Genomic DNA, 14,625 nt, shown 5'->3' on the forward strand with positions numbered 1-14,625 from the left:
GGCACCGCGCTGGTGGAGATCTACCAGAACTGCAACATCTTCAACGACGGCGCCTTCGAGGTCCTCAAGGACCGCCAGCAGGCCCAGGAGGCCGTCATCCGCCTGGAACACGGGCAGCCCATCCGCTTCGGCACCGACGGTTCCAAGGGCGTCGTACGCGACCGCACCACCGGCGACCTGAAAGTCGTCACCGTCACACCGGACAACGAAGCCGACGTCCTCGTCCACGACGCCCACGCCCCCTCCCCCACCACCGCGTTCGCGCTGTCCCGGCTCGCCGACCCCACCACCCTGCACCACACCCCCATCGGCGTCTTCCGCTCCGTCGACCGCCCCGTCTACGACACCCTCATGGCCGACCAGCTCGACACCGCCACCGCCCAGCACGGCAAGGGCGACCTCACCGCGCTCCTGGCCGGCGGCGACACCTGGACGGTCGTGGGCTGAACCCCACCGACGACGTCCGTCCGAATCCCACCACCGAACCGCCGAAACCCGGGAGAGAAAGAATGGCGTATGTCATCGCCCAGCCCTGCGTCGACGTCAAGGACCGGGCGTGCATCGACGAGTGTCCGGTCGACTGCATCTACGAGGGTCCCAGGAAGCTCTACATCCACCCGGACGAATGCGTGGACTGCGGCGCCTGTGAACCGGTGTGCCCCGTGGAGGCCATCTTCTTCGAGGCCGACGTGCCGGACCGGTGGAGCGACTACCGCACCGCGGACGCCGAGGTCTTCACCGGACTCGGCTCGCCGGGCGGGGCGAGTGCGGCGGGGCCGCTGAGCGCCGACCACCCGTTGGTCTCCGCTCGGTCGGAGCAGCCCGCGTAGCCGGTGGGGAGATCCCGGCTCGGCTGAAGGTCCAGTCCCGTTCCAGGCCGATTGCAGTGGCCTGGGAGACCGTGGAGGCGATGGCGGAAACCTTTCGCTGTCGCCTCCACGGCGTTCGTGCGCGCCCACCGGGGCCCTCGCGCCCGGAGCACCCTCACAAAGGAGCTGATCATGGACAGCACGCTCGCGGCCTCCTCCACCGCGTCCCTCACCCACGCACCGTCCGCTCCCGCCGAAACAGGCTTCGTGGCACCGCTCCATCTGCTGCACAGACCCGCGACGCCCGAGGGGTTCCTGCTGGACGCCACCGCGCCGGCGGAACAGCACTTCGCCCTGTCCGCCGAACTGCCGCGCGGACACGCCACGTTCAACGACGGGCCGGGCGTCTTCCACGATCTGCTCTTCGTGGCGGAGTGCCTGCGCCAGGCCACGCACTTCGTCGCCCACCAGTATTTCCGGGTACCGGCCGAACGCCCCGCCGTCTTCGTCTCCAGCGGGCTCGACGTCCTCGATCCCGCGCCCTGGCGCGACACCGGCGGTCCGGCCCATGTGTCCCTGGACATCACCCTGACCCCGCTCGACGTGGTCCACGGGATACCGCGTGGCCTCGACTGCCGGGGCGAAGTGGCGATCGACGGCGTGGGCTGCGGGAGCGCCCGGGCGCGGCTGCTGTTCCTGATGCCGAAGGTGTACGAGACCCATCGCGCCCTCGGGCGCAGGGAGAGCCTGTACAGCACCGCGCCGGGCCGGGCGGCGGACGCCCGGGAGCCGGAGTCCGCCGCGGTACGGCCCGAGCGGGTGGGGCGGGGACGGCCCGACAACGTGGTCGTGGGCCCGCCGGCCGGCGCGGTCGACGGCGAGTTCGTCCTGCCCGTGGTTCCCGCGGCGGAGCACGAGGTCTTCCGGGCCCGTCCCGGTGACCACGTGCCGGGGCCGGTGTTCCTGGAGGCGTCCCGGCAGGCCTCGCTGATCGCCGCCGCGGAACTCCACGGGTTCGAGGCGGCGCACGCCGTACTGACCAGGTGGCGGGTGTCCTTCCGCGGCTTCGGCGACGCCGATCTCCCGCTGACCTGCACGGTCGCCGCCGACGATCCGGTGCGTGACGGCGCGGGCCGGCCGACGGTCCGCACCCGGCTGGCCTTCAGCCAGGGCAGCCGGGTGCTGTGCACCGCGTCCGCCACCCTCCTCCAGGACTGCTGACCGGCGACGGGCCGCCGGAGCACGACGCGCCGCCCGTCCTTCCCTCCCCCCACCGTGTCCCGCCCTCCCACCGTGTCTCGTTAGGAGCCCTGTCATGCGCTTCCGGGTACTGGGGCCGGTGAGCCTGGCTCCCCGCACCCCCTCCGCGGCGAAACCGCGGGCGCTGCTCGCCACGCTGCTGATGCAGTCCGGTGAGGTGGTCCCCGCGCCCGCCCTGATCGACGAACTGTGGGGCACCGAACCCCCGCGCACCGCGACCACCACACTCCAGGTGTACGTGTCCCAGCTGCGGAAGGTGCTCGCCGAGGACGCCTCCGCCGGGCAGGTGGGGGCGCTGCTGACCCGGGCACCCGGCTATCTACTGGAGGTACCCGAGCAGGAGTTCGACCTGCCGCGCTTCGAGCGGCTGCGCGCCCAGGGCCGTACGGCGGCCCAGGAACGGGACTACGCGCGCGCCTCCCGGCTGCTGCACGAGGCGCTCGCGCTCTGGACGGGTCCGGCCCTGTCGGGGATACCGCACGGCGTCCGGCTGGAGTCCGCCGCCATCCGCCTCGACGAGCTGCGGATGGAGGTCCTGGAGCAGCGGATCGTCGCCGATCTGCGCCTGGGCCGCCACCAGGAACTCGCCGGTGAGCTGCTGGCCCTGGCCAATGAGCACCCGTTGCGGGAGAGCGTGCACGGCCACCTGATGGTGGCGCTGTACCGGACGGGCCGGGGGTCGGACGCGTTGCGGGTGTACGGCCGGCTGCGGCACTCGCTGGTGGAGGAGCTCGGGGTGGAGCCGGGGCCCGCGCTGGCCCGGCTGCACGAGCGCGTCCTGCGGCGCGATCCGGCACTGGACTGGCGTCCGGACAAGGCCGGGACGGGCACCTCGGGTGTGCGCGGCGCGGGCGGTGGGCGGGGGGCACGGACCGCCGCGCCGGGTACGTCCGGGGCGGCCGGCGTGCGTCCCGTCCCGGGTCCGCCGCCGGTGCTGCCGGCCGCGGCCCCCGGGTTCGTCGGACGCCACGGTGAACTGGCCGTCGGAGAACGGGCGTTGCGTGCCGGGGCCGGGCGGCCGGCGGTGCTGGCCGTGTCCGGGCCTGCCGGAGTGGGCAAGACCGCGTTCGCCCTGCACCTCGCGCACCGGGTGGCCGGTCTGTTCCCGGACGGCCAGGTGTTCGTCTCCCTGCGCGGGCCGCAGGGCGGTCCGCTGAGCGCGGCCCAGGCGGGGACGGCGCTGCTGCGCCGCCTGGTCGACGACGTCCCCGGTTCCTGGCTCACCGACCCGGAGGAGGTGACGGACCGGCTGCGGCGGACCATGCACGGGCGCCGGCTGCTGCTCGTCCTCGACGACGCCGCGTCCGAGGAGCAGGTACGGCCCCTGCTGCCGCCCGGTGACTCGTCCGCGGTGATCGTCACCGGCCGGCGCGGTGTCCCCGCGCTCGACGGCGCGCGGCACATCACGCTGGACACGGTGCGCCCGGACGAGGCGGTGGAACTGCTCCTGTCCGCCGGCGGGGAGCGGATGGCGCGGGACCCGGTCACGGCCGGGGAGATCGCCCGGCTCTGCGGGTACTTCCCGCTGGCGCTGCGGGTGGCCGCGGCGGCCCTGACAGCGCGTCCGCACACCACGGCGGCGGCGCTCGCGGAGCGGCTGCGCGACGAGCGCACCCGGCTCGGCGTGCTGCGGGAGGGCGACCTCGACCTGCGGTCCAGTCTGCTGACGGGCTACCAGGAGGCCGGGGCCGCGCGGCAGCGGGCGTTCCGTCTGCTGTCACTGGCCCCCGGACCGGACTTCGCGGGCTGGACGGCCGCGGTCCTGCTGGGCACCGGCGTCGCGCAGGCCCGCGAGACCGCCGAGGAACTCGTCCGGGCGCACCTGCTGGAGGCCCGGACGGACGGACCGGCGCCGCGCTACGGCTTCCACTCGCTGCTGCGGGTCCTCGCCACAGAGCTGCGGACCGCCGAACCCGACGGCGAGCGGACCCGCCGGGACGCGGCGGAGCGGCTGGGCCGGGCGTATCTGGCGCTCGCCCGGTACGCGGACCGGCAACTGGTCCCCGGGCGGGACTGGCGGGCCCGTCCCGCGCCCGTCCGTACGGTGGTGGACGCCGCCTCGGTCGTCGGCACGAGTCCGCTGCGCTGGTTCCGCGAGGAGGCCGCGGGGCTGGTGGAGGCGGTGCGGCAGGCGCACGCGGCCGGGCTGTGGTCCCTGGTGTGGGAGCTCGCCGGCAGCGCCGCGGGGTACTTCCACGCCTGCGCCGCCTGGGAGGACTGGGAGGAGACCCACCGGCTGGGGCTGGACGCGGCCCGGCGTGCCGGGGACACCGCGGCGCAGGCGGCGGTCCGGTACTCGCTCGGCGACCTCGCCTGGCAGCGCCGTGACGGGGACCGGGCGATGGCGTACTACGCCGCCGCCCAGCACGGGTTCGGTCTGGTGGGCGACCGGATCGGCGCGGCGCGCTGCCGGATCGGCGCGGCGGACATCCTGCTGGGCCAGGGCCGGCTCGGGGCCGCCGCGCGCCGCTACGGGCGGGCGCTGGCGCTCTGCTCGGCGGGCGGTGACCCGCGGGGCGGCGTGGCCGCGCTGAACGGGCTGGCGCTGGTCAATCTGCGGCTCGGCCGCGAGGAGGCGGCGGCGGGTCAGCTGGCGCAGTGCCGGGGTGCGGCGGAGCGCCTCGGCGACCGCCGCTGGACGGAATACCTCCGCCGCACCACGGCCCGCCTCACCGCCCCCACCTCCTCCCACGCCACGGAGATCCAGCCCGGCATCTGGCTGTTCTCCCCCACCTCGCCCTGACCCACCCACCCCGCTTGCGGACAGTCACCCGCCCGGCTGCGGGAAGTCGCTCGCCCCATCTGCGGGCAGTCAACCGCCCGGCTGCGGGCGGGCATGTGCCCCGACAGCGGCACCCCGGCCCACACCGGCCCCAGCACCCCGAAGGGCACCCGCCTCACCCCGCCGCGTCCGCCCGCCTGCAGGAAGCCAACCGCCCGCCTGCGGGCGGGCATGCACCCTGACAGCGGCGCCCCAGCTCGCACCACCCCCGGCGTCCCGAAGGGCACCCGCCTCACCTCGCAGCAGCGCCCTGCACCACCCCGCCGCGCCCGCCCGGCTTCAGGAAGCCAACCGCCCGGCTGCGGGCGGGCATGTGCCCCGACGGCGGTACCCCGGCCCGCACCGCCCCGGCGCCCCCAAGGACACCCGCCTCACCCCGCGGCAGCACCCCGCGGCACCCCACCACGCCCACCCGCCTGCGGGCAGTCGCTCGCCCGGTTGCGAGCGGGCATGTGCCCCGACAGCGGCGCCCCGGCCCGCGCCACACCCGGCGCACCCAAGGGCACCCGCCTCACCCCGCGGCAGCGCCCTGGGCCGTCCCGCCGCGGCCGCCGCGTCGCTTCCGTCGTCCCCCGTCCGCGCGCCTCGTACGCAGCAGCCGCCGCCACTCCTCCGCGCTGAACCGTGCCGCCTCCGTCCCCGACACGAAATCGTGCAGCACGTCGAGGAACCGCTCCGGATCCGCCCGGAACGGAAAGTGCCCCGCCTCCTCGAAGATCTCCAGCCGGCTCCCCGGCATGGACACGTGCCCCAGTCCCGCGTGGATCGCCGGCACCACCATGTCCCGCCCGCCCCACACCAGCATCGTCGGCATGCCCTGCGTCAGATAGCTGCGGTCGAGCAACGTACCGACCTGCCCGCGCCAGTCGACGACCGCTCGCAGGGTCCGTACGAAGGCACTGCGGGACGTGGCGTCGGGCAGCGCGTCCACCACCCGCAGCAGATCCGGCGCGTCCACCCCGAGCCCGGTGTCGAGCACCTTCAGCAGCCGCACCCATTGCGTCAACTGCCAACGTACCGTGGGCAGTTGCAGAGCCGCGAGCAGCAGCTCCGCCCCCGGCAGCGTGGCCGCCCGCAGCAGCGGGGTGACCTGGCGTCCGATGCCTCCGCTGCCGACCAGCACCAGGCGCTCGGTCCGCTCCGGGAACTGGTAGGCGAACTGCGCGGCGACCGCGCCGCCGAGCGAGTGCCCCACCAGCGTCGCACGCTCGATGCCGAGGGCGCTGAGCAGGTCGCGCAGCCCGTTGGCGTACGCGCCGGGCGAGTAGTCGCCCCGCGGTTTGGCGGACGCCCCGTGACCGAGCAGGTCGGGAGCGACGACCCGGTAGCGGGAGGCGAGGCCCGGAATGATCTCGGCCCAGGTCGACGAGGAGTCCCCGATACCGTGGATCAGCACCACGGCCGGGCCCTTGCCCGCCATCCGGTACGCGTGCCGGTACCCGTGCAGCTGACGGGTGCGGACGCGGACCTCGTTGACGGCCGCGGCGCGCGGCCCCGGCCGGAACGGCCGCGTACGGGGGCCGGTGAAGGGGGTGACGGCCACGGTCAGTCCTCCTGCGGCATCGGTGCGGTCCCGGCGGTGTCGGCGTCCGCGCCGGTGCCGGGCTCGTCGAGGTCGGTCGCGATCCCCAGCGACGCCAGGGTGCGCCAGGGCGGGACTCCGGTACGGGCCGGGGTACGCCACGGGGCGAACCGGGGGGCCTGCGGGCAAGTGGTCTTCACGGAGGGCATGGCAACCGCCTCGGGATCGGTGTGCGCGCGGATACGGGAGCGGGATCGCGTGGAAGTGGAAGCAGCGGTGCACGGTGCGGGGAGGCGGCCGGGGCCGTGCGGGCCGGGTGGAGGTCCGCGCGGTCCGGTACCGGCGGGGTGCCTCCCGGGCCCTCGAGGCACTGGCGCGCTGGGGCACCGGGGAGGCAGGGCTGCCCGCGGCTACAGGGTCACGTGCCGGTTCCGTGGGCGGCCGGCGGCCGGCGCGCGGTCCGCGATCCGGGCCCGCAGCAGCGATCCGACCAGCCACTTGCGCATCGCGCCGAGGTGCGCCGGCGAACCGTGGACGTCGTCGAACTCCTTGAACCGCACCCGGGGCAGCGTCCGGGCGAGCAGCCGCTGTTCCGCACGCGGGATGATCTCGTCCCGGGAGCTGACCACGTAGCCGACGGGGATGTCGACGGCGGCCAGCACGTCGGGGCCCAGCGGGAAGTCCCGCAGCAGCGTCCGCAGCCGGTCGGGGTCGGCGGCCCCGGTGAGCCCGCACAGGGTGTCCACGGTGACGCCGGGCACCCGGGGCCACCAGTCGGGGTCGGTGAAGAAGCCGGACACGGGGGCGCCGACCGTGTGCACGCTGCGGATCCGCCGGTCCTCGGCGGCGGCCCGCAGCGCGAGGTGTCCGCTGAAGCTCAGGCCGAGGACCGAGGTGCCGGTCACCCGGGCGCGGCCGGAGAGACGGTCCATCAGGAAGGGGAACAGCCGCCAGGAGTCGGCGTGGTAGCGCAGGGTGTTCTCCCCGACGCCCGGCATCTCGGTGGCCACCGCCGCGTATCCGAGGCGGGCGAGCCGGGGCAGCAGGGGCGCCCACTGCTCCTTCACGCTGACGATGCCGCCCATGATCAGCAGCAGTGGGCGCCGGCCGCGGCCGTCGAGCCCGGCGGTCCAGCAGGCGAGGGTGCCGTCCGGGTGGTCGAGGACCAGCCGTTCGACGCCCCGGCGGCGGCGCCAGTCGTCGAAGGCGCGCACGCAGTTGTCCTGCGCCTTCACCCGGTCGTCGTCACCGTGGTACGGGAAGCGGGCGAGGGCGTACCGGCGGCAGGCGTCCAGCGGGCGCCCCGCGAAGGCCAGCCGGTCGGCCTCGGCGGTCCACACCCGGGCCCAGGAGTCGGGGTGTCCCGGTTCGTCGTTGGTGATCCGCGGCAGTACGGCCGAGACCTGACGCTCGCTCAGTCCCTGGCCGCGGGCGTGCAGCAGGGCGAACTGCTTCAGCTCGTCGAGTTGGTTCATGGCTCTCCTCCGTCTGCTCCGGGAGCCGAGGGGCGGCCCCGGGGAGGGGATGCGGCCCGGAGGCCCGGAGGCCCTGTGCGGTCGTACGGGGGTGCGATGGGGGTGGTCCGGTCGTGACGAGGTGCGGGCGGGCGCCCGTGCCGGGAGCGGGGGACGTCCCCCGGCCGGGCTCCCGCCCAGGAACATGCTGTCCGCGTCCCCTTGAGTCCCGCTTGCGGCCCGCCGTACCGCCCGCGCGGGGAGGAGCGCCCGCCGGACCCGGCCCCCCGACGCCGCGTGCCGGGCCTCGGAGGGGGTCCCCTCCGAGGCCCGGCACGTGTCACCGGTCGTCCCGCGTCCCTACCAGCCCGGCGGTCCGGTCTCCGCGGCGTCCTCGTCCTCCGGGTCGTCGCCGAGGGCCTCGGCGACCGCCGCGACCACCCGGGGATCCAGCATGGTCTGCGCCGTCGTGTCCCGCGTGCCGCCGAACCCGGTGTTGCTCACCGCGACGCTGACGACGTAGCCGCCGTCCACCGAGAAGGTGCGGAACTCCCACTCGACGCCGGTGCCGGGCGCCCCGTCCGGGGTCAGCACCCGGGGCGGCCGGCCGTCGGCGCCGAAGCCGAAGTCCGTGAACCGGAACCGCAGGCCCTGTCCGATCGCCTTGCTGTAGGCCTCCTTGAGCGTCCACAGACGCACCAGTACGGCTTCCCGCCGGTGCGGCGGAAGCCGTTCCAGGAGCTTCAGTTCGTACGGCGTGCAGACGTGGCGGTGCAGCCCCCTGGTGTACAGGGGACGGTCCGCCCGTTCGGCGTCCACCCCGATCAGGCCCTTGGTGCTGAGTCCGATCAGCAGCAGGTCCTCGGTGTGGCTGAGGCTGACGTCCACCGCGTCGTAGCCGCGCAGATAGGGCCGGCCGGTGGGGCCGTACCCGAGCTCGACGACCTGGGGCGGCACCCTCAGCGCCACCGCCGCGGCGAACTTCAGCAGCACCCGGGAGGCGGCGAACCGCGTCCGCACGTCCGGGTGCGTCATGTCCAGGTACCGCTCCCAGTCCCGGCCCAGCAGGGCACGGAGTCTGGGGCCGCCCGCCCGGTCCGGCCGCCAGTCGGCGAGCCGGGCGTGCAGTACGGCGACCGCGTTCTCCTCGAGGTCCGCGCGGACCCGGTCCCATGCCCCGTCACGGCCCGAGATGCGGATCGGCTCCCCGAACGAGGGGCTTGAAGCCGTCCTCCTCCGCGCCGTCATCGAAGCCCTCCAAGGTCTGCTTGAGGTCGTCCAGGACGTCGGCGGCGGTGGCGCCGTCGATGACCCGGTGGTCGAAGGTGAGGCCGAGCCGCATCACGGGGGCGATCGCCACCTCCCCGTCCCTGACGACGGGCCGCTCGACGACGCGGCCCGCGCACAGGGTGACCGCGGTGCCGCCGCTGGAGTGGAAGCCGTCGACCGGCCGGTGGCCGAGCGAACTCACCGCGACGGTGCCCAGCACGGCCGGCCGCCGGGCCGGGCTGCGCAGTGCTGCGGCGAAGGCGAGCCGCCCGAGGGGCACCGGCAGCCGGCCGAGCAGCCGGACGCCGCGGAACTCGGGCAGCAGGTCGGTGCCCGGTCCGCGGTAGCGGTCGATCCGCTCCTGGACGGCCTCCAGGTCGGCGCTCTCCAGCCCCGGCAGCAGCGCGGAGAGCACGGTCCGCTCCCCGTCCACCGTGCGGTCCAGCGCCAGCTTCGCGGTGACCTGCTCGAACCGTACGGTGCGCGGTCCGCGCAGCCCGAGGAGCCCGCCGGGGGCGGCTGCCGCGTTGGCCTGCGGGTGGCGGTGGAGCACCCGGCCGGTGGCGTGCAGCAGATAGGTGACGACCGAGTACCGCCGGCCGGCGGCGCGGGCGGCGGCCCGGTGCGCCTCGATCCGGGTCATGTCGATGTCGGTGTCGAGGTGGACGGGCCGCTGCCGCGCGGCGTGCTCCAGGAAGTACAGGGTGTGCCGCCGCCTGCGTTCGGGGTGGACCCGTACGGAGGCCGGGGCGCCGGTCCGGGATCCGGTCATGTGCCCGCCGCCAGCCGGTAGATCTCGCCGAGGCTGCGGGCCTCGAGCAGTCGGCCGACGGGCAGCGGGCGGCCGGTGGCCTGCTCCAGCGCGGTGACGAGTTTGAGCAGGTAGAGCGAGTCCCAGTCGGGCAGTTGGTCGAGGTCGGCGGAGACCTGGTGCTCCGCCAGTGGCATGCCCAGCTCGTCCCTGACGAGGCGGACGAAGTCGTCGATGGTCTGCATGGGTACGGCCCTCCCGGGCGAGGTGCGGGTCAGATCTTCTCGAGTGCGAAACCGGACTTGATCCACTTGCTGGACTCCACGGCGACCGCCAGTGCCCGCTGCCCCTGGCCGATCTTCCCGAGCAGCCGCTCCAGTTGGAGGAAGGGCAGGGCGTTGCCGTTGTTGCCGGTCTCGGCGACGCACGAGACCTCGACGGCGTCGGGCAGGTCGAGCTGTTCGGTGATGTGCCGGGTCATCCGGCCGGACAGCTGCGGCGGCAGCAGGAAGTCCACCTCCTCGGGGGACCAGTCGAGATCCTCCAGGAGCTCCCAGAGGATCTCCAGGGCCATCACGGGGACGGACTCCTCGATGGCCTTGTAGTCCTCCCGCACCGCCTGCCGGTCCTCGTGCCGGTCGGCCAGCCCGAACCACTCGATGACCTGGCCGGGCTGCCGGCCGAGCCCGGTGAACCGGTTGAGGACCCTGCGGACCGCCACCCGCTCCCCGCGCGGTGCGGCGGTGAGCACGGCCGCGCCCGCCCCGTCGCCGAAGAGCACGTAGTTGACGAGGTCGCTGGGTGCCGCCCCGGACAGGTCCCGGTCGAGGTCGAGGTGCTTGCTGCACACGTCACCGCCGATCACCAGGCCGGCCCGGTGCCCGCCGCCGGTGATCAGGGTGCGGCCCAGTTCCAGGGCCTGTACGGCTCCGGCGCAGCCGGACTGGAGCTGGTAGGTGGGGATCTGGTCCAGGCCGAGCTGGTCGGCGACGTGGTTGACGGTGGCGGGCATGAGGTGGTCGGGGGTCGCGGTGCCCATGACCACGAAGTCGATCTCGTCGGGAGCGACACCGGACGCGGTGAGCGCCCGCTCGCCGGCCCGTGCGCACAGGTCGGCCAGCGACCAGCGCACCTCCCCGCTGGTCAGGTCGCGGGCGAAGTGCCGGGTCCGGGTGCCGATGAAGACGTCGATCCATTCCTCGTTGACGCCGAGCGTGCGGGCGAGCGCGGCGTTGTCGACCGGTTCGCCCGGCAGGGCGGTGCCGGTCCCGGCGAGGTGGGCGACGGGTTCGGACGAGGAGGGCTGCTGGGGTGAGTGCGGTGGCTGCATCGGACGGTTTCCTTCTCACGGTCGGCCGGGTGTGTACGGACGGGGCGGCGCGGGGCGGGCGGGGAGGAGGGTCCGGCGCCCGCCGCGTCGGTGGGAGACGGTGCCCGGGCCCGCCCCGCGCCGCTCAGGCGACGACGGTGCCGAGCCGGTCCTGGAAGTAGTCGACGAGGTCGCCGACGGACGACAGCTGCGGCAGCAGGTCCTGCACGCTCATCGTCTCCAGACCGCTCAGCCGTTCCTGGAGCCGGTCCTTCAGCTCCATGACCATCACCGAGTCGAAGCCGAGGTCCTCGTAGAGCAGGGACAGGCGCGACACCTCGTCCGGGGCGTAGCCGCCGACCTCGGCGACGGCCTCGGTCACGGCCCGGGCCACCGGGTCGGTCCTGTCCTCCTCGTGCACGGGCAGTACGGCCGTCAGGGCCGCCCCGCGGGTCTCCGCGGCCGGCTTCTCCTGCTGCCGCCCTCCGGGCGGGGCGGTGGCCGCGGCGGCGATGTCCGTCGCCGGTACGGCCCGGACGGGGCCGCGGGTCCAGAACCGGCTGCCGTCGGAGAAGGCGTACGGGGCGAGCCGCTGCGGGACGCGCTCGTCCTCCGGGTAGGCGGCGTCCCACCAGGGGTCGAGTCCGGTGCGGAAGAGTTCGGCGACCGCTTCGGCGAACTCCCGGCCGCCCGCGCCCTCGGCCGGGACGGGGGCCACGGTGTGCGTGGTCGTCCCGGCGGCGGAGCGCAGCGCGCGTGCCATGCCGGTGAGCACGGGGCGCGGGCCGACCTCCACGAGGTGGGTGGGCCCGGCCTCCAGCAGCCGTGTCACGGCGTCGCCGAACAGCACCGGGGCGCCGATGTGCTCGACCCAGTACTTGGCGTCCATCGGTTCGGCCTCCAGCAGCCGTCCGCGCAGCGTCGAGTACACGGGCAGCTTGGGGACGCCGCCGCCGATCTCGTCCGCGACGGCGGCGAACCGGTCCAGGACGGGTTCCATCAGCGGCGAGTGGAAGGCGTGCGAGACCTCCAGCCGCCTGGTCCGCACCCCGCGCCGGCCGAGCTCGTCCTCGATCCGGCCCAGCGCGGCCGTGTCACCGGAGAGCACGGTGGCCCGGGGCCCGTTCACCGCGCCGACGCCGACCAGCGGCTCGGCGTCGGCGAGTTCGGCCACCTCCGCGAGCGGCGCCCGTACGGCGAGCATCCCGCCGCCCTCGGGCAGCGCCTCCATCAGGGCGCCCCGGGCGGCGATCAGCCGGGCCGCGTGCTCCAGCGGGAAGACCTCCGCCAGCACGGCCGCCGCGTACTCGCCGACGCTGTGGCCCAGCATGAGCGCCGGGCGCACGCCGAGTTCGGCCAGGCTCGCCGCCAGGGCGTACTCGACGGCGAACAGGGCGGGCTGCGCCCAGCCGGTGCGGTGCACCGCCGGGTCGGCGGCCAGCAGCAGGTCGCGCACCGAGCCGCGGGTGTGCGGGGCGAGGGCCGCGTCCGCCTCGTCCAGGAACCGCCGGTACAGCGGCGACTCCTCGTAGAGGCGGGCGGTCATCGCCGGGTACTGCGAGCCCTGCCCGGTGAACAGCAGCGCCACCAGCGGCTTGCCCGAGGGGCTGCCGGACAGCCGGGCGAGGACGTCGTCGTCGGTCGCGGCCTCGCGCAGTACCGCGGCCAGTTCGCCGGTGTCCCGGGCGGGCACCGCGAAACGGTAGCGGTGGCCGGTCTTGGACCGGTTGCTGCTCCAGCTCAGCGGTCCTGCCGGTACCCGGCGGCGCTGCACGGCGTCGGCCTGGACGAGCAGGTTGCGGCGCAGCGCGGCCGGCGAGGGCGCGGTCAGGGTGAACACCCCGGTGCCCAGGCCGGTACGGCCGCTGCCCTCGCCGGTGCCCGCCGGTTCGGGGCGGGCGGCGTGCGGGGGCGCGGACTCCAGGACCGCGTGGGCGTTGGTGCCGCCCATGCCGAAGCTGCTCAGGCCGCCGATGGCCGGCCCGGAGCGCAGGCGCAGCGGGGCCTTGAGGAGCCTGAGGCCCTGCTGGGACAGTTTCAGGGCGGGGTTCTCCTTGGCCGCGAAGCGGCTGGCGGGGACCACCCGGTGGTGCAGGGACAGGGCGACCTTGATGAGGCCGGCGATGCCGGCCGCGCCCTCGGTGTGCCCGATGTTGCCCTTGACGGAGCCGATCGCCATGGGGCGCCCGGAGCGGCCGGAGTGCAGCCGGCCGAGCGCCTTGGCCTCGATCATGTCGCCGAGGACGGTGCCGGTGCCGTGGGCCTCGGTGAAGGTGACCTCGGACGGTTCGACCCCGGCCCGGCGGTAGGCGGCGCCCAGCACCTCCTCCTGCGACCAGCGGTTGGGCGCGGTGATGCCGTTGCTGCGGCCGTCCTGGTTGACGGCGGTGCCGCGGATCACCGCGTACACCGGCTGGCCGTCGGCGACGGCGTCCTCCAGCCGGCGCAGCACCACGGCGCCGACGCCCTCGCCGCGGCCGATGCCGTCGGCGTCGGCGCTGAAGGGCTTGCAGCGGCCGTCGGGGGCGGACAGTCCGGCCTGGGTGTAGAAGATGCCGAGCGCGGGGGTGAGCGCCACGTTCACGCCCGCCGCGATGGCGGTGTCGCACTCCCCCGACAGCAGGGCGTTGCAGGCGAGGTGGACGGCGACCAGCGAGGACGAGCAGGCGGTGTCCACGGCCAGGCTGGGGCCCTTGAGGTCGAGGTGGTAGGAGATCCGGTTGGCGGTCATGCAGTAGCCGTTGCCGGAGCCGAGCTGGGCGGTGACCCGGGCGTAGTCGGTCATGTGCAGGTGGGCCCATTCGTTGCCCATGACGCCGACGAAGACCCCGGTGGGGGTGCCCGCGAGCCGCTGCGGGGCGACGCCCGCGTCCTCGACGGCCCGCCAGGCGCACTGGAGCAGCAGCCGCTGCTGCGGGTCCATCGCCGCCGCCTCCCGGGGGGAGACGGTGAAGAACTCGTTGTCGAAGACGTCCGGGTCGCTGATGAAGCCGCCCTCGGTGGTGTTGGAGTGCCCCTCCGCCCCGGTGGGCGAGTGGAAGTCGCCGGCCGCCCAGCGGCCGGCCGGCACCTTCCGCACGCCGTCACCGGAGCGCATCAGCATGTCCCAGTAGGCGTCGGCGTCCGGCGCCCCCGGGAACCGGCAGTCGATGCCGACGATGGCGACAGGCCTCATCGGTTCCCGCCCTCCAGGGCCTCGAACTCCTCCACGATGTGGCCGGCCAGGGCCTCGATGGTGGGGTAGTCCCAGGCCACGGTGGGCTCGAGGACGAGGTCGAAGTCCTCCTCGATGTCGCCGCACAGGCTCAGCGCGGCCACGGAGTCCAGCCCGTACTCGGCCAGCGGGACGGTGGGCACGATCTCCGACGGCGTCCGCTTGAGGTAGAGGGCGATCCGGTCGGCGAGCCAGCTGCTCATCGACTCGACGGTGTGCTCGGCGCGTGTGCGGTCGGTCGCGGGAACGGACATG

Annotated in this window: 12 protein-coding genes and 1 pseudogene; 4 read left to right on the forward strand and 9 right to left on the reverse strand. The window is 74.9% G+C overall.

Features of this window, described 5'->3' with window-relative positions:
- The 4 genes and pseudogenes from ACH5AO_RS09910 to ACH5AO_RS09925 all read left to right on the forward strand — a co-directional run.
- Nucleotides 1–447 (forward strand): annotated as a pseudogene (locus tag ACH5AO_RS09910) (2-oxoacid:ferredoxin oxidoreductase subunit beta); the annotation flags it as partial.
- A gap of 62 nt (nt 448–509) precedes the next feature.
- Entirely contained in the window at nt 510–830 is a 321-nt protein-coding gene (gene fdxA, locus ACH5AO_RS09915; RefSeq protein WP_398923663.1) for a ferredoxin, read from the forward strand.
- A gap of 171 nt (nt 831–1,001) precedes the next feature.
- A complete protein-coding gene (locus ACH5AO_RS09920) occupies nt 1,002–2,030 on the forward strand; it encodes an AfsA-related hotdog domain-containing protein (protein ID WP_398923665.1) in 1,029 nt (342 codons plus the stop codon).
- A gap of 94 nt (nt 2,031–2,124) precedes the next feature.
- Nucleotides 2,125–4,812: a BTAD domain-containing putative transcriptional regulator gene (locus tag ACH5AO_RS09925; RefSeq protein WP_398923667.1), complete on the forward strand. Its 2,688-nt coding sequence runs from the start codon at nt 2,125–2,127 to the stop codon at nt 4,810–4,812.
- A gap of 550 nt (nt 4,813–5,362) precedes the next feature.
- Here the strand turns inward: ACH5AO_RS09925 and ACH5AO_RS09930 are convergent.
- The 9 genes from ACH5AO_RS09930 to ACH5AO_RS09970 form a co-directional block, all read right to left on the reverse strand.
- On the reverse strand, nt 5,363–6,394 hold the full coding sequence (locus ACH5AO_RS09930) for an alpha/beta fold hydrolase (RefSeq protein ID WP_398923669.1): 1,032 nt from the start codon (nt 6,392–6,394) through the stop codon (nt 5,363–5,365).
- Between the two features lie 2 nt (nt 6,395–6,396).
- Nucleotides 6,397–6,573, reverse strand: coding sequence for a hypothetical protein (locus ACH5AO_RS09935; protein WP_398923671.1), 177 nt, complete (start codon nt 6,571–6,573; stop codon nt 6,397–6,399).
- Nucleotides 6,574–6,783: 210 nt separating this feature from the next.
- On the reverse strand, nt 6,784–7,848 hold the full coding sequence (locus ACH5AO_RS09940; RefSeq protein ID WP_398923673.1) for an alpha/beta fold hydrolase: 1,065 nt from the start codon (nt 7,846–7,848) through the stop codon (nt 6,784–6,786).
- A 339-nt stretch (nt 7,849–8,187) separates the two neighbouring features.
- Entirely contained in the window at nt 8,188–9,075 is an 888-nt protein-coding gene (locus ACH5AO_RS09945) for a 4'-phosphopantetheinyl transferase family protein (protein ID WP_398923675.1), read from the reverse strand.
- On the reverse strand, nt 9,008–9,868 hold the full coding sequence (locus tag ACH5AO_RS09950; RefSeq protein WP_398923677.1) for a 2-oxo acid dehydrogenase subunit E2: 861 nt from the start codon (nt 9,866–9,868) through the stop codon (nt 9,008–9,010). Before ACH5AO_RS09950 ends, ACH5AO_RS09945 begins: the two co-directional genes overlap by 68 nt.
- Nucleotides 9,865–10,092, reverse strand: a complete 228-nt coding sequence (locus tag ACH5AO_RS09955; RefSeq protein WP_398923679.1) for an acyl carrier protein — start codon at nt 10,090–10,092, stop codon at nt 9,865–9,867. The genes ACH5AO_RS09950 and ACH5AO_RS09955 overlap by 4 nt, the downstream gene beginning before the upstream one ends.
- Before the next feature lie 29 nt (nt 10,093–10,121).
- The gene (locus tag ACH5AO_RS09960) at nt 10,122–11,177 is read right to left on the reverse strand and encodes a 3-oxoacyl-ACP synthase III family protein (protein WP_398923681.1); all 1,056 of its coding nucleotides are present in this window, start codon (nt 11,175–11,177) and stop codon (nt 10,122–10,124) included.
- A gap of 124 nt (nt 11,178–11,301) precedes the next feature.
- Nucleotides 11,302–14,331: a beta-ketoacyl synthase N-terminal-like domain-containing protein gene (locus ACH5AO_RS09965; protein ID WP_398923683.1), complete on the reverse strand. Its 3,030-nt coding sequence runs from the start codon at nt 14,329–14,331 to the stop codon at nt 11,302–11,304.
- Complete coding sequence (locus tag ACH5AO_RS09970) at nt 14,328–14,624, reverse strand: acyl carrier protein (RefSeq protein WP_398923685.1); 297 nt, start codon at nt 14,622–14,624, stop codon at nt 14,328–14,330. The genes ACH5AO_RS09965 and ACH5AO_RS09970 overlap by 4 nt, the downstream gene beginning before the upstream one ends.
- Between the last annotated feature and the right edge of the window lies 1 nt (nt 14,625).

This window comes from Streptomyces sp. NPDC018964 (genome assembly GCF_044390325.1).
GTDB lineage: Bacteria > Actinomycetota > Actinomycetes > Streptomycetales > Streptomycetaceae > Streptomyces.

Excerpts from the sequence above, each read along its gene's own strand:
- ACH5AO_RS09950 (WP_398923677.1), bottom strand. The coding sequence starts at position 9,868 with ATGACCGGATCCCGGACCGGCGCCCCGGCCTCCGTACGGGTCCACCCC.
- ACH5AO_RS09965 (WP_398923683.1), bottom strand. The coding sequence starts at position 14,331 with ATGAGGCCTGTCGCCATCGTCGGCATCGACTGCCGGTTCCCGGGGGCG.
- ACH5AO_RS09960 (WP_398923681.1), bottom strand. The coding sequence starts at position 11,177 with ATGCAGCCACCGCACTCACCCCAGCAGCCCTCCTCGTCCGAACCCGTC.
- ACH5AO_RS09970 (WP_398923685.1), bottom strand. The coding sequence starts at position 14,624 with ATGTCCGTTCCCGCGACCGACCGCACACGCGCCGAGCACACCGTCGAG.
- ACH5AO_RS09945 (WP_398923675.1), bottom strand. The coding sequence starts at position 9,075 with ATGACGGCGCGGAGGAGGACGGCTTCAAGCCCCTCGTTCGGGGAGCCG.
- ACH5AO_RS09955 (WP_398923679.1), bottom strand. The coding sequence starts at position 10,092 with ATGCAGACCATCGACGACTTCGTCCGCCTCGTCAGGGACGAGCTGGGC.
- ACH5AO_RS09920 (WP_398923665.1), top strand. The coding sequence starts at position 1,002 with ATGGACAGCACGCTCGCGGCCTCCTCCACCGCGTCCCTCACCCACGCA.
- ACH5AO_RS09925 (WP_398923667.1), top strand. The coding sequence starts at position 2,125 with ATGCGCTTCCGGGTACTGGGGCCGGTGAGCCTGGCTCCCCGCACCCCC.
- ACH5AO_RS09940 (WP_398923673.1), bottom strand. The coding sequence starts at position 7,848 with ATGAACCAACTCGACGAGCTGAAGCAGTTCGCCCTGCTGCACGCCCGC.
- fdxA (WP_398923663.1), top strand. The coding sequence starts at position 510 with ATGGCGTATGTCATCGCCCAGCCCTGCGTCGACGTCAAGGACCGGGCG.